Origin of the sequence: Pseudoalteromonas sp. SR45-6, assembly GCF_014163545.1 — a bacterium.
Lineage (GTDB): Bacteria > Pseudomonadota > Gammaproteobacteria > Enterobacterales > Alteromonadaceae > Pseudoalteromonas > Pseudoalteromonas rhizosphaerae.
On record NZ_JACJDM010000020.1, the window covers coordinates 31,296 to 46,760 of the forward strand.

Annotated in this window: 9 protein-coding genes; 1 reads left to right on the forward strand and 8 read right to left on the reverse strand. The window is 42.3% G+C overall.

What is annotated here, in order from left to right:
• Positions 1–28: 28 nt before the first annotated feature.
• Together eutC and H5158_RS10575 are read right to left on the reverse strand one after the other, a co-directional pair.
• The gene (gene eutC / locus H5158_RS10570) at positions 29–898 is read right to left on the reverse strand and encodes an ethanolamine ammonia-lyase subunit EutC (protein WP_182718244.1); all 870 of its coding nucleotides are present in this window, start codon (positions 896–898) and stop codon (positions 29–31) included.
• Positions 895–2,301, reverse strand: a complete 1,407-nt coding sequence (locus tag H5158_RS10575) for an ethanolamine ammonia-lyase subunit EutB (RefSeq protein WP_182739987.1) — start codon at positions 2,299–2,301, stop codon at positions 895–897. Before H5158_RS10575 ends, eutC begins: the two co-directional genes overlap by 4 nt.
• A 246-nt stretch (positions 2,302–2,547) precedes the next feature.
• Between H5158_RS10575 and H5158_RS10580 the strand changes: the two genes are divergently transcribed.
• Positions 2,548–3,498 carry a helix-turn-helix domain-containing protein gene (locus tag H5158_RS10580; RefSeq protein WP_182739988.1) on the forward strand — a complete coding sequence of 317 codons (951 nt, stop codon included), beginning with the start codon at positions 2,548–2,550 and terminating at the stop codon, positions 3,496–3,498.
• Between the two features lie 23 nt (positions 3,499–3,521).
• Here the strand turns inward: H5158_RS10580 and H5158_RS10585 are convergent, their stop codons facing one another.
• The 6 genes from H5158_RS10585 to H5158_RS10610 all read right to left on the reverse strand — a co-directional run bounded on the left by H5158_RS10585 (position 3,522) and on the right by H5158_RS10610 (position 15,233).
• Positions 3,522–4,232, reverse strand: coding sequence for an ABC transporter substrate-binding protein (locus H5158_RS10585; RefSeq protein WP_182718241.1), 711 nt, complete (start codon positions 4,230–4,232; stop codon positions 3,522–3,524).
• Between the two features lie 175 nt (positions 4,233–4,407).
• Positions 4,408–7,035 (reverse strand): glycosyl hydrolase family 18 protein, encoded by a 2,628-nt coding sequence (locus H5158_RS10590; RefSeq protein ID WP_182739989.1) that lies wholly within the window; start codon positions 7,033–7,035, stop codon positions 4,408–4,410.
• A 67-nt stretch (positions 7,036–7,102) separates the two neighbouring features.
• Entirely contained in the window at positions 7,103–8,698 is a 1,596-nt protein-coding gene (locus H5158_RS10595) for a lytic polysaccharide monooxygenase (RefSeq protein ID WP_182739990.1), read from the reverse strand.
• Between the two features lie 58 nt (positions 8,699–8,756).
• Entirely contained in the window at positions 8,757–11,927 is a 3,171-nt protein-coding gene (locus H5158_RS10600) for a glycosyl hydrolase family 18 protein (protein WP_182739991.1), read from the reverse strand.
• Between the two features lie 458 nt (positions 11,928–12,385).
• Positions 12,386–12,586, reverse strand: a complete 201-nt coding sequence (gene arfA / locus H5158_RS10605) for an alternative ribosome rescue factor ArfA (protein WP_182718237.1) — start codon at positions 12,584–12,586, stop codon at positions 12,386–12,388.
• 109 nt (positions 12,587–12,695) lie between these two features.
• Positions 12,696–15,233: a TonB-dependent siderophore receptor gene (locus H5158_RS10610; protein ID WP_149981959.1), complete on the reverse strand. Its 2,538-nt coding sequence runs from the start codon at positions 15,231–15,233 to the stop codon at positions 12,696–12,698.
• Positions 15,234–15,465: the final 232 nt, after the last annotated feature.

The following is a 15,465-nucleotide window of genomic DNA, read 5'->3' on the forward strand; positions in this document are numbered from 1 at the left end:
TGTAATTACATTATGTTTTCGTTGTTGATTATTCTGATAGTAAAAAGTTTGTTGTTTGCGTTTGATGCTCTATCACATCGTCTTGACTGCGATCTTTTAACCCCACCCCTGACAGGTTTAAACGTTTCGCTTCTTGTAAAAGATATAAAGTCCGTTGTGCTGCATCCTGATATGACAGCCCCGCAGGACGAATATTAGAGATACAATTACGACAAGCATCATTCAGTCCTGTTTTTGGCTGCCAAGTTAAATACAGCCCTAAACTATCTGGAGAACTTAGCCCAGGCCGTTCACCAATTAATACCAGCACCACCTTGGCATTAAGGAGCTCACCTATGTCGTCGCCTATCGCCACTCTACCTTGCTCAACTAAGCTGATCGGTGCCAAACGCCATGGCTCTGGTTGTTCACGCAGTATCGTCAGTAACTGAACAAGAAAAGGATGGGCATTTTTTTGTACAGCTAAAGACGATAAACCATCAACAATAACGATTGCGATATCATGGTGTAACTCAGTGGCTATAGCCGCTTTCCTCATATAGTTGCTTAGCTGATCGCGCGATGCTTGATCTAGTTTTCGACCTAAATCAGGGCGTTGTAAATAATGATTGCGATCCACGGCTTGGCTATGTAAATGCAGTGGTGACGCGCAAAAATCCTCTAGCTGTTCACTTAACGCAGCTAAATCCAATGGAAAATTAACCGCATCTCGTGCTTGCGCATGGGAGAGTTGAAACGCCAACATTTCAGCCGTCGGAAGACTGATCCCAGCGCGCCCTAAACCAATGCGTGCATCGGTAAAGCTGCGTAGTTGCCGCCATGGGTTATGCACCACTTTGCCATTATCTTGATGTTGTTGCTGTATTTGCTGTGCCGTTTTGGGAGATGAGTTTTTCATGGCTGTCCACCACTTAAAGCTTTCAAAGAACGTGCAAATTGTGACGGTAACGTGTCAGACAAAATATGCTGCTGGGTATCTGTCATAATGTTCATTTTTGCCAGCCAAAGTTCGAATTCAGGTGCTGGACGCAAACCTAATACCCGCCTTGCATACAGAGCATCATGAAATGAGGTGGTTTGATAGTTAAGCATAATATCGTCAGATCCGGGGATCCCCATTACAAACGAACACCCTGCTACACCGAGTAAGGTCAGTAAGTTGTCCATATCATTTTGATCTGCCTCAGCATGGTTGGTGTAGCACACATCACAGCCCATAGGCACACCCAGTAATTTGGCACAAAAATGGTCTTCAAGCCCTGCTCGAGTAATTTCTTTGCCATCAAATAGATATTCCGGGCCAATAAAACCCACTACGGTATTGACCAGTAACGGTTTGAATTTTCGCGCTACGGCATAAGCACGGGTTTCACACGTTTGTTGATCAAGCCCATGGTGGGCATTTGCTGATAGCGAGCTGCCCTGCCCCGTTTCAAAATACATCACATTATTGCCTACTGTTCCGCGTTTTAAACTTTGTGCTGCATCTTGCGCCTCAGCAAGTGTATTTAAATTAAAACCAAAACTTGAGTTAGTCGCCTCAGTCCCCCCTATAGACTGAAACACTAAGTCAACCGGCGCACCGGCCTCAATACATTCAATGGTGTTAGTTACATGCGTGAGAACACAGCTTTGAGTCGGGATCTGGTATTTTTCAATCACATCATCCATTAACCGCATTAATTTAATCGCTTGTGCAACATTATCAGTGGCGGGGTTAATACCAATTACGGCATCGCCACTGCCATACAGCAGCCCATCTAAAATACTCGCGGCAATGCCATTTACATTATCTGTTGGATGATTAGGCTGTAAGCGTGTTGATAAGTGGCCAGGTAAGCCAATGGTATTTCTAAATGCAGTCGTAACATGGCACTTTTTGGCAACTAAGATCAGATCTTGATTACGCATTATTTTACTAACAGCAGCAGCCATTTCGGGGGTAATACCCGCTCTGATTGTCGCTAAAACATGGCTTGTTGCGTGATCACTCAGCAGCCAATTACGAAAATCACCTACCGTTAAATGTGCGATTGCTGCAAATGCGTTAGTGTCATGTTCATCTATTATTAGCCGAGTAATTTCATCGTCTTCATAAGGGATCAAGGCATCGTTCAAGAATGTTTTTAAAGGGACTTCTGCCAGCGTCATTTGTGCCACGGCTCGCTCTTCGGCAGAACTGGCAATAACACCTGCCAAGCTATCACCAGAGCGCTGCGGGGTCGCTTTAGCCATTAACTGTGCGAGATTGTTAAACTGGTAGGTTTTACTTCCTAACGTGTATCGATACGATTTACTCATAAACTTACCTTGCTGACAAAATGTGTGTTAAAAAGGATAGGCACAGCTATTGCTTTTACTACAATAAAAAACAATAAATAAAGCAATAAACAGTACAACGATTCTTTTAAGGTAGCTTATAGCGTACCAAGCAACTATCAAGTTTTGGCAAATGTTACTTAAACAATAAAAATCATATAGTTAAAATTAAAAATCGGACAACTACTGTTTACTTGTAATAATTAGCCTGAGGTGTAATACGCAACTATGCAACATAATTTACCGACAAATGCACCAAGTAAGTGCACTTTAGCTACAACCGATGTGGACCAGCAGGCGGGAAACCTAACAAACTGGCAACAAAAATATGATCAAGTCAGTGATGGCCGCTTTTATGGCTGTATTGATGAAGTGGCTTATGATGGTTTGCAAGTGTTTAAAGAGTATACACAGTGCGCATTACGACAACAGTGTAAAGTATGGCCAAATGCGTTATGGCTTGGCATTCCGGTAAACGCACTAAACAGTAAAATTAACGGTCTCACCATCGCTGATAATCAATTAATGTGCCGCCCAAGTGATTGCAACTTTGAGCTGATCACCCCTGCGCAATTTAATATTTATGGCATGGTGATCAATCAAGATACCCTTCATCAAATTGCTCAGCAACAAGGGTTGTCGCTTCAGGGCATTTGTGAGCATGGATCACCGCGTATTACAACATCACCACAAGCACTGCAACGTGCTCGTGAATGCATTGAACAAATCATTTATGCTAATGGCGGTGGAGCAAGTGCGGCTTTACAACACGATATTTTATTAAATTTAGTGCTGCACTTACTGCAATCACAACTCCCCCAGCAAAAAGTAACCCCAAGTTATAAACACCGTAAAAACGTTGTTGATAAAGCGAAAGAATTTATTCACGATCACCCAGACAACATAGTGACTATCACCCAATTATGTGAGTTTACCTACGTTTGTCGACGGACTTTACAATACAGCTTTGAAAGTATTTTAGGCATCAATCCGCTGCGTTTTTTACGCATGACCCGGCTTAACCAAATACGCCGTGAACTCAGTGATCCGCAACAAAATAAACACATTTCAATGATTGCCGCCAATTGGGGCTTTTGGCATCCGGGCCAGTTTGCTAAAGACTATAAACAACTATTTGGTGAAAACCCTTCAGACACAGTAAAACGTGCGCAGCTTTAGTGGTATCAATTATAGCCAGTTAATTAATAGGTATAGCTGGCAATTATTTGCTTGATATTCGATTGCATATCAATGATCGCTGCATTAATTGAGCGCACATTGTCCATCGTGACCGTTTTTTTACTGAGCATAAAATGGATTGGATTATCATGAATAACATAAGGATGCAGTGTAATACCGGGGATTTTTTCTTGGCTTATGAGGTATAACCCAGATATTTCATCATCGATCATAAAATCGACGCGTTTAGCTTTTAACATATATAGCCGGTGCTTGAGCAAAGGTACTCGTACAAGTAAATCTTTATTGTTTGTGACTTTGCTTAGCTGCTCAAATTCTTTACCATAATAACCACCATTATTTACGGCTATGGTTTTTTGTTGCGCCAACAGGCTGGCTAAATCGTGTGTTAGGTACTTAGCATCTTCATACCAGAACAGCCGCATTTTCTCACGTCTATATGGGGTTGAAAAGTGACTATATTGGGCACGTTGTTGATTGAAACTCGCAGCAGTTAATATATCCACGCGGCCTTTTTCAAGCTCGACCAAACCGCGCTTTGATGACGGTAAAGACACAAACTGACTACAGAATCCAGCATGCGTTAACACCAAACGGCTGATCTCTACATCTATTCCTGTAAGAGCCTGCTCACCATCAAAGACAAACGGTGGCCAAGGTAACACCACCCCTACTTGCAGAGTTTTTTCGCAGCCGCTACTAATTGGACTCAACAATATCAAAAATAAGTAAATGTATTTAATAACTACAGCCTAGTAAAATTATAGACGCTTTGTACAGTATGGTGCATCTGACTCGAAATACAAAAAAAGCAGCCCGAAAGCTGCTTTATGTGAGTAAATTACACTTTAATTTATTACCTAAAAGTAGGCTTGATTAATAGGCTAATTAAAGTAATTTCCATACGTCTGCTACGCCGGGCTCATTTCCTTGAGTCCACCACTTCGCTTGGTATTTGTTACCACCATAAGAAACTTGGTCACCGCTATTGTAAGTTGCTGATGACTGCCAAATCAGAGCACCTGTATCATCTGTTGGTTGCGTAATTGCTTCCCAAACGCCACCTAAGTCGGGACGATCACCTTGAGTCCACCATTTAGCTTTGTATGTTACGCCGTTATAAACAACAGTATCGCCACCAACATATACCTTACTGGCATCCCACGTATCACCTGTAGGAGGCGTTGTATCGGTGTTAGTTACCGTTACAGTAAAGCTTTGAGTGGTAGCAACTTGGCCGTCACTTACTGCCACAGATACTGTTAAGTTTGTATCTGCAGCTACTGCGCCGGCCGTAAGATTAACACTGGCACCACTGCCAACTAATGTAAGACCTGCAGGGACATACCATGTATAAGTCAGTGCGTCGTTTTGCGGATCAGAGGCAACAACCGTTACTGCTGCAGAAGCGCCTTCTTCAATAGTGATATCAGCAATCGCATCAACTGTCGGTGCAGTGTTGTCACCAGTTGTTGGCGCGATGACATTAACCAAAACACTTTGGCTTACCGTTGCTTTGCCATCAGTTACACTGACGGTTGCGGTAAACTGGCTGTCTTGGGTTACGTTAGGTGCAGTAATTGCCAATGTGCTTGTTGCACTGCCAGATACTGTTAACTCAGGTGATGCAGTCCAACTAAACGTCAGTGGATCATTATCGGCATCTGTTGCTGAAGCACTGACAGAAACACTTTCGCCAGCGTTCACGGTTACAGTGCTTGATACTGATAACACTGGTTTTTTATTACTTGGTGGTGTAACAACTCCGCCTAAGCCATCGTGCATAGCATTGAGAATATCGCCATTATCTGCATCAATTTCCCATGCAAATAACCCACCTAAGTTATATTGATTAACATAAGCACCTTTAGCTATCACTGACTCACGGCTATCATAAGTGATTAGTTTACCTGTGGCGCGATTCCACACATACGCCGCTTGCGCTTGGTCATCGTAGCCTACTTCAAAGCCATTAACACCAGTACCTGCAGCACCAATCATATGAGTTTTGATGCCTTTATAATCAATAACGCCATCTTCCCACACGCCTTGTGCTGTTGAGCCTTTTAATGGACCGGAGCCTGTTGCTGTCATAGGGTTACCATCAATAGTGGTGCCTGTTGGATAAACACCTTCCCAACCACGGCCATACATAGCAGTACCAACAACAATTTTTTTCGAGTTTACATTTTGTGCTAATAATAACTGTACTGCGTTATCTGTTGTATAAGCAGGGCCTTTACGTGGCTCACCGTTTTCATCTACGCCCGTACCATTACATTGCCCTACGCTCATATGCTCACCACAATAAAGCGCAGTTTGATGGCCAGTTACGCCACTCCATGCCCCATAAAAGTCATAAGTCATAGCGAAGATATAATCCATGTATTGGCTAGCGGCTTGGTAGTCAACGTCTTCAATTTTATCGTAACCAGCGCCAATTGCTGACGTAAGCTCATAAGTACGGCCTGTTTCAGCTTCAAGCTTATCAAGCATAGCGCGCAGCTCTTGCATTAACGCAACATATGCAGGACCATCATTTATCGGATCGCCAATATCTGGGTTAGCGCCGTCACCACCAGGAAATTCCCAGTCAATATCAACACCATCGTAAAACTTCCAGGTTCTTAAAAACTCTTCCATTGATGCTACAAATGTGTCGCGGTTAGCTTTATTAGTAAAACCACCAAATGGGTCAGATAGCGTCCAGCCACCTACTGATGGTAAGATTTTAAGATCCGGGTAACGCTGCTTAAGTGCCATTAACTGTGAATACGTACCACGGATTGGATCCGCTGCATCCACACCTGGTAATGCTTTTTGTACAGCAGCCCATGGATCGTGGATAACCACTTCATAATCAGCAGAGCCTGCACAGGCTGTTTCAAGTGCTTGTTTAGGGCTGCCAGTTAATGATGCATTTTCACCACAAATTGGAATAAAGCCATATAAAATGTGACTTAAGTTTTGTGCTGGAATGTTTGTTACATCATAATCACGACCGTAAATACCCCACTCAACAAAATACGCACCGGTCACTAACCCTGCTTTGGTACCAATATCACGATTATTAGGATCAACATCCATCGGCAGTGGCGCTAAGTGTCCGCCGTCGGTATCTGCAATTACGATTGGCTTACCGGCACTGCGTGCACAAGTAGTACCACCTTCGCATAGCTCTACATACAATGTATGGCGACCAGCTTTGTCATAAGGGAAAGAAATAGTCCCGCTCTTAGAACCTGCAGCAAGTGTACCTTCATTTACCAACATATCATCAAAGTAAACTTTGTAGCTGTCACCACCGTCACCGCTCCATGCACTCCATTGAATATTGATGCTCACCAGATCCACACGGGTAACAAGTTGCTTATAAGAACCGTTACCTTCTAAGTTCACTTCAACAAACGAATATTGTTGCGGTTCCCAATTAATACTTGGTGTAGACGGTGCTGCAACGGCTGTACTTGCAAATAGAGCAACGCCAATGGCTGCTGTTAACTGTTTAATATTCATATTTCTCTCTTATCCATTATTTATTTAATTATTTAATAAGTTTGAACTACAAAACTTAGGCTTCTGATTAAAGTTTGGTCCATACATTGGCTTGTCCAGGTGTATCACCTTGAGTCCACCACTTAGCGCTATAGCGCTGTCCTTGATAGGTTACTTCAGCGCCACTTTGATAGGCTTTACTTGCATTCCAATCGTTATTCACATCCGATTGTGAATCGCTTTGCCATGCATTAGAGCTATCAGGTTGCTGACCCTGACTCCACCATTTCGCGGTATAAACAACTCCTTGAAAACTGGCTTTGTCACCGGCTTGATAAACTGCACTACTACTCCAAGCTACAACATCAGGATCAGTGATAACGCTGTCATTTACGGTGACTTTAAAACTAGTTTGAGTACTTAATTGACCATCCGAAACCGACACTGACACGGTATAATCTGTGCTTGTTGATACCTCTGGCGCACTAATCACCACGTTTGCGTCACCACCGGTAAAGCTCAGTGGTGCTGGCACTAACCAGCTGTAGCTCAATTGCGTTTGTTCATCATCAAAAGCATGAAGGTGTAAGGCTGTGCTGGTGTTTTCATCGACAACTAAATCATCCAAAGTATGTACAATTGGCGCAGTATTAGTGGGAGCGCTTTGCACGCTTAAGCTATAAGTGTAATTTTCATTACTGCTATACACTTGATTAGTCAGTACATCAGTACTGTTATAAACCACGTCACCGGCTTGATTTTGCACGCCAACTTGTACTAAGTGGGCATAATCTAAGTTCAGTTGTTGTGCCAGTGCTTGCTGCCAACTCGCTTGATTCGCAGCGGTCACTTTTAATTGCTGATTGATAACCTCTTGGCCATTTTCATCAAATAAACGTGCCCAAACAGTGTCACCAGCAATGGCACTTTGTCCTTGACGAACAAAGTAACCAACACTTGACCAAACACTCGGATCCGTCGGCCCTGCGTCTGTCACAATATTGATATCGCTACAGTTATAGAAACCTTCCCCCACCACATCAATACGTTGCCAACGGCTATATAAAATAGCATCGCCGCTGCGCCCTTGTGGAATAGCAACATTCATTTCGTAATAACGCTTGCCATCGGTATCTTTGATAACGTCAATATTTTCATGTTGTTGAACTAGCTCTAAGTCAGCCCACGTCAATACATCTGTTGCTGCATTAAAGCTTGGTTTAGTTAAATAAAACTGCCAAAAACTGGGATTATGCGGCGTTGCTGCTAAGTAACGAATTTGAATTTCACCATTGGCATTAGGCACCACATCACTGCGTTGCCAATGCGGCGAAGATAAATCCATACCACGCTTTGCGTTGTCACCACCGGCACATAACGACCCATTTGGTACCTTAGCCTCTACCGCAGCTTGATTTAAGTAGTCCGGTGTATTAACTGAAAACTCAATATCTTGTACAAATTGCACTGTACCCGACTCTAAAAATGCGGCACGACAAGCAAGGTTTGGAATATTAGTGCCATCTTCTGGCCACCAATACCCACCATCGGCTTGGCAAAAAGCTTGCCGCGCTTTTGGACTATCCATATAACCATGGGCGTTCACTTGCGCTGGCATAATTGTTAGTAATACGCTGCTTGCCACTGCCGAGAGTGATAAAGTTTTAAATTTAATAGCTTTCATTGTTTTGTCCTTGAAAAGCTGAAATTTTGGGACAAGCAAACTTGCCCCTATTATTTACTTACAGACTACAACTTTTAGTCCAGTCAGCTGTTGCTCCTGGTTCAGAACTTGTCCACCACTTCGCTTTATAAACGGCACTGTTATGAACCATTAAGTCACCGCCTGCGGCATGGCTTGGATTGCCTGCCCAGTCTTTTTGAGGGAAGTTTGGATATACAGGGATTGAGCTCACAGCCACACCTTCACACATACCAGATGTATCGCCACCACCATTACCAGGATCCGTGGTGTCGCCGCCACCGGTAGTCCCATCAGGCAATTGTGGGTATTCAAATTTGAACGCGTAAACTTTGCCATCTTTTTCTATAGTAAAGTTACTAGGACCGGTAATTGGCATATAATACATAACTTGCGCATTGACTGTTTTGCCACCACTGAAGTCTTTCGGTTGACCGCCCCATTCATTGTTCAGAGTGATTGAAAAACGGTGGAATTCATTTTCATACCCACCAATGTTGTTACCTGCCGCATTTGAGCCATTTACTTCAACTGCCATGCCCAATTTTTCTTGTGCGTTCCAGTTAGATTTAAAAATAGCCGATGTTGATACAGGTACATCAAACGAAATTTTCGCACCGCTTAGATCAATATTGGAGTTATTAGTGAACGCAAATGTTGGGCTAATTGGGTAGTTATCATCACCAATTGGGAAGTCTTTTGCTGCAAACGTTACATCTACCGCTTCAGTTGGTACAACAAAGTTTGGATTACCTGGATGAGTGTCGTACGCCACACCACTTTGGTTAAACTTGTCATAAGCCAAAGTTGTTAAGGTAGAACCCATGAAGTACTCACCTTTTGCTGAGTCAAAATCATAATCACCAGCAAGTTCCCAGAACATGATACCGCCAAGGCCATTGTTAATTACGTAATCAACTTTAGCTGCCATAGACTGCTCATCTTCAATAGATAGGAATACTTTTTTCTCTGAGTTCCATAACCAAGGTGCAACAGCAACGCTGTCATAGTGACGTGTATAAGTACCCGTTAATTGATCATCAACATCAGTCTCTGGTGTTAAGCCATACACACCTAAGTACGAACCAACAATGCCGTTCTCAAGATTTTTAACATGCCACAACGGGTTAGAACCTGCTGGCATTTCTTGTCCTGCATCGTTCTTATCATGCCAAAGATTATCAATGCCTAATGCGCCATTACCACACTTGTTCTTTTCACCAACGCCGGTACCTGTTGCGCAATCTGCTTGATTAGGTAGTGCAGATTGCCCCCACAGCCCATTAGTACCCCCGCTGACATCTTTAAAACCTCGGGTGTAGTAAGGAATACCAATATTGATACGTCCTGCCGATACTGCACCACGAAAATAACGTACCGCCCAATCAGTATTTAAATAACCAATCCCTTCAAACTCAGCTGTTGAGTAAACCCCCCATTGCGCTAGTTCAGAATCAATACCGGTATCAAACAAGGCCGCATTGTGGCCAACATGCGAGTTCCATGCACCGTGAAGGTCATAAGACATGATGTTAACGTAATCGAGGTATTTAACCGCTTGGAATGTTTCCATACCACGTAGTAAATAACCTGAAGAAGGCGATGCAATTGTTAGTAAATAATGTTTACCCGCTTTTTCACCAGCACGGTCTAGCTCTTCGCGCAGCTTTTTCATTAGTACTTGGTAAGATGCATTTAAACCTGCACGACGTGCATTTGAAATTGGGAAATCATCAGGATGACCTGAATCTTTCATTGATGATGGGTATTCATAATCAATATCAACACCATCAAAACCATATTTTTCAATGAACTCGACTGAGCTTTTTGCAAAGGCATCAATACCCGCTTGATTAACTGAACCATCTGCATTGGTCGTCATGGTATAAAAACCACCACTTTCAACGCGGCCCGTTTCATCAAAGAAACCACCCGTTTCAGCCCAACCACCTACAGATACTAATGTTTTAACGTGTGGGTGTTGTTTTTTGAATTTGTTTAAAAGATTAAAGTGACCTTTATACGAGAAGCTTGGGTCCATTTCGGCACCTACCACTCCTGGCCATTCCATATTTGTAGCTGGATTACCTGCAGCATTTGGATCGCCAATCGATACTTTATTATTGGCATCAACATGGGCAAACGCATAGTTGATATGAGTTATCTTATCCCATGGAATATCATTTACTAAATAGCTCGGTTGGCCATTTGCGCCATTGCGCCAACTGGTAAAGTAACCAATTACACGACGCGGATGATCAACACCCATTATCTCACGACCATCTGCATCATACACAGTACAATACGGCGTATTTACACCTGGTGTTTGATATAACCCCTGCGGATGACAATCAGTTCCAGTCACTGGTCCGGTATTTTCTTCAACAACAGTAAGCAGCTTTGTTACTTGGGCTGTTGCGCCTTCGTTATCAGTTACCGTTAACGTAAAGGTTGCCTGACCAAGCGCTGTTGCTTGCCAAGCATAACTGCTTGATGCCGTACTTGCTTGGTGCACATCAGCACCATTAACCGCAAAGTTAAGTGCCGTTACTTGACCATCACTGTCAGTACCAGCAAGCGCAAACACCACTTGTGAGCCAACCGTTAATTCTGTTGGTAAACTGCTGAAACTAATTGTTGCCACCGGTGCTTGATTAACCGGCTCCACGATCTCAGTAACACTGATCGTATTGATCACTTGCGTAGATTGCGCGCCATCGTCATCGGTTGCCACAGCACTCACTTGATGTGTGCCGACAACTGCAGGCCAATTAGTACTAAACGGTGCGCTACTATCAGTTGCGATTAATGCACCATCAACAAAAAACTCAACTTTTGTCACAGAGCCATCGTCATCGGTTGCTTGCGCAGTCATGACAACGCTGTCTTTATCAGCAAGTTGAGAATTGTTTGCGGGGGTTAATACTGTAATATTTGGCGCCTGATTTTCTGTGACAGCGCTGTCACACAAACCCAAAAGTTTCCAATCTTGCCAGTCACCAGCATTTTCAACTGGATTTGACTGTGTCCACCATTTTGCCTCATACGCATTATCTTGTGCGTGTACTTGGCTGCCACCGCTGTGAGTTTGACCCGTTTGCCATTGTGTTAATACACTACAGTCAACTGCTGCATGCGTACTTAAGCCTACAAAACTAAGCGATACCGCACTTAGCTTAAAAGCATTTTTTATTGTCATTTGTGAGCTCATAGCTCCTCCGCCCAGGGTTAAATATAACATTAAATTTACAACTCAGTTTAAAAACTACCACAGTTAACTCATACGTCAACTTAATTTGGATATATGATGTATATAAAACAGCCACTTTATTAATAAAAAAAGACCATAAAATATATTTTTTATCGTTATTTAGAACTAAATTAGAGCCATCCCGTTTAAAGAAAGGGTAATTTCGCATACAGAATATGAATACAAGGTTAATTTATGGTTAAGTTTTATTTGCGAGTATCTTCGCGGGCTCTAGCAAGTTTTACGAAAACGTAAATGAGAGTGGGAATAGATATAAACAATAAGGTGGTAGACTATATAACCAAAAAACCTCGCTTAGAAAAAAATTATCTAAGCGAGGTTTTTAAAAAAATGTCGGAGCTTGCTATTTTTTGTAAAAAATAGCATTTAAATAAAAGCCCTATTTGATCACAACGTCATTAAGCGGCGATTAAATAGGACTCTTGTCCTGCGTGTTTTTTGTTGCGTTTGTAAGCGCCTTTGCCTTTTTTAGCAGCTACAATTTGTGGTTTAAAAATTTTCGATGTCACTAATGCCGCTAATGCATTATCGCGAATAACACCCCGACCTGTATCTACTGATGTTGTAGATTTAATCACTTTAGAACGACGTTTACTCATTTATTTTTCCTCTTTAAAAGTTTTGCGATTGTATGCTTGATATAAAAAAATACAAGTATTTTAAATCAAAAAGCCCGCTTATTTGCGGGCTTAATAAACAACTATAAATTTAGAAACTAAAGCTTACTTTTGCGTAATAACTTCTGCCATCAAAGCCATAAGGCAATGCACGTACAGGGTATTTAAATGCGCCATTGGTGATAAAGTTTAGTACTTCGTCATCGCCTAGTTCATCTGGCGTTTCATCAAATACGTTATCGGCACCAACCGAAAGCACAAACATATCGTTAATTTGGTAACTCACGTTTAAATCAACTAACACTGCAGATTCAACCGTACTTGTTGGTTTAAACGAACCTGTTGGCGAAAGCTCACCCGGTAATGGTATATGATCGTTACCAAAATATTTTACATCGGTTTCGCCAAAGTAATTAAAACGAATTGTTGAAGTGTATGCATCACGTTCGTAGTCAAAGGTAAGTGTTGCTCGTTCACTAGGCTGTCCGTCGGTAAAAAAGCTGCGTTGTAAATCATCAAATGCAACCGATTCTGGAATGCCGTCCGCTGCGTTTACACCATCAATTTTAGTATCGTTTAAGTTACCCGCAAAAGTAACACCAAAGTTACCGCCTTCTACATCTGTACGATATGATGCAATTATATCAACGCCTTGAGTGGTTGAATCAACTGAGTTTGAAAAGTAGTTAGCTTGTACAGCGCCGGTTGCTTGTAAAGCAGCAACAGCCTCAGAGCTAAACGATACATCGTCAGCCGTTAATAAACTGCCAAGTGTAATACGGTCTTCAATTTCTACGCGGTAAAAATCAACCGTTAACGAAAGTTCGCTTGTTACATCGTAAACAAAACCAGCACTGTAGTTTGTCGATGTCTCAAGCTTTAAGCTATCTACACCTAGTGCACTTGGGAAAGCAGTGCCCGTATTTGCAGTAAATGATTGCGTTAACGTGCCGTCGGATCCTAAGTTAGTAGTAAATGCTGTATAGCCACTTTGCTGCAGCGAAGGGGCCCTAAAGCCAGTAGATACCGCACCACGTACTGCAAAGTCATCGTTAAATTCATAACGCGTTGCTAACTTACCAATTAAGTCATCTCCAGCATCAGAGAAATCTTCATAGCGAAGTGCACCACTGACGTTCCATGCATCAGTAAGCATAGTTTCAACATCTACGTAAAATGCGTAGCTGTTACGATCACTCTGATTTGCAGCTTCTGGACGCAAACCGTTATAAGCTTGAAAGCCACATTGTGCAAATTGCTCAGGGTCGTTCACTGATGGATACGATGTATCCATGTTTGCTAAACCACATGCGTACGATGCTTCATCACCAGGCACTATCTGGTAATTTTCTTTACGATACTCTGCACCAATTGTTACATAGAGCGGTTCGCCGCGACCAATGTCCACAATGCCATTTACGTCAAGGTTAACTGTTGTTTGATCGAACCTAAAACCACCTGAGTAACCACCACTTGGGCCTGCATTTGCTGCTATCTCAGCATCACTTGCCGTTGGATTATTAAATAAATACTCCGCCGCGTAAGAAGCGTTTAATGTATTGCGTGATGTAAAGTCATATTGGTTTTCACCATAAACTGCCGATACATCGTAATTCCAATCTGGATTAATATCACCTTTAAAACCTAGCGCAATAGAAATATCCTGTGCTTCGTTATAAATGCGCGGTAAAAAACCATCACTGTATACTTGAGTAACATTTTTAGATGCTTCGTTAAAGTTACGGTAAAAGCCGTTACCCAGTGCAGTGCGCTCAGAGTAACCACCAAACGAGTAAAGCTCACCGTCGCCCATTGGCAATGCCATATTATAAAATAACGAGGTAAATTCACTTTCCGAATTACCTTGGCCCCAACGAACGTTGTCAGATAACGTACCTGGCTCTACATCAAGCGAACCACCGGTATCGCGCTCTGCACGGTTAGTACCATCGGCATCACGATACTCAAGAGATAAATTAATAAAACCGCCTTCAGTGCCCAAATCAAAACCGCGATTTAAACCCGCTGAAATAGTCTCGCCATCACCTTCAGCTGTTTCACTATATTGTACATAACCAGTTGTTATACCTGTTGAGTTATTCAGTGATAAGTTAATGACCCCAGCAATAGCATCAGAGCCATACTGCGCTGCTGCACCATCACGTAATACTTCAACCCCTTTAAGTGCAGTCAGTGGAATAGCATTCATATCGGTACCCGCAGCACCTGCACCAACTGTTCCATTAAGGCCAAAAATAGATTGATTATGACGGCGCTTACCGTTTACTAAAACCAGCGTTTGGTCTGGCTGTAAGCCGCGCAATGTTGCTGGGCGGAATAAATCAGAGCCGTCTGATACTTGAGTACGCGAAAAATTAAACGATGGCGCTGTAGCTTGTAAGCTTTGGCCAAGCTCGGTAAAGCCACCTTTGTTTAAATCATCAGCGTCAATTAAATCAATGGGTGACGAAGATTCAGTTGCTGTGCGGTTAGAAACCCGTGAACCTAAAACGGAAATTTGTTCTATATTTTTTTCTGCTTGAACTGTTGCTTCTTCAGCAATAACTGAAGAGGTGCTAAATGCAAGTCCTACGGCGATAGCCAATGTATTTAAACGAAGTGTTGTCATGTGTGTTGTTCGACCCTGTTGACTCTTCACCTGTTTACTCAATTGCAGTAGTAAACAGGTAAATTAATAAAAGTTATAATTAGTGTGATCAAGCGTCATTTACAAAATTGCGCTTTGGCAAACATCCTAGCAACATACACATATAAAAAGAAACATATTTAACTGCGACAATGGTCGATATATGCAAAAGTTAGCTAAATTTTCTCCTATTTCATGTTTTTGATTGAATTTT

Excerpts from the sequence above, each read along its gene's own strand:
- eutC (WP_182718244.1), bottom strand. The coding sequence starts at position 898 with ATGAAAAACTCATCTCCCAAAACGGCACAGCAAATACAGCAACAACAT.
- H5158_RS10575 (WP_182739987.1), bottom strand. The coding sequence starts at position 2,301 with ATGAGTAAATCGTATCGATACACGTTAGGAAGTAAAACCTACCAGTTT.
- H5158_RS10580 (WP_182739988.1), top strand. The coding sequence starts at position 2,548 with ATGCAACATAATTTACCGACAAATGCACCAAGTAAGTGCACTTTAGCT.
- H5158_RS10590 (WP_182739989.1), bottom strand. The coding sequence starts at position 7,035 with ATGAATATTAAACAGTTAACAGCAGCCATTGGCGTTGCTCTATTTGCA.
- H5158_RS10595 (WP_182739990.1), bottom strand. The coding sequence starts at position 8,698 with ATGAAAGCTATTAAATTTAAAACTTTATCACTCTCGGCAGTGGCAAGC.
- H5158_RS10600 (WP_182739991.1), bottom strand. The coding sequence starts at position 11,927 with ATGAGCTCACAAATGACAATAAAAAATGCTTTTAAGCTAAGTGCGGTA.
- arfA (WP_182718237.1), bottom strand. The coding sequence starts at position 12,586 with ATGAGTAAACGTCGTTCTAAAGTGATTAAATCTACAACATCAGTAGAT.
- H5158_RS10610 (WP_149981959.1), bottom strand. The coding sequence starts at position 15,233 with ATGACAACACTTCGTTTAAATACATTGGCTATCGCCGTAGGACTTGCA.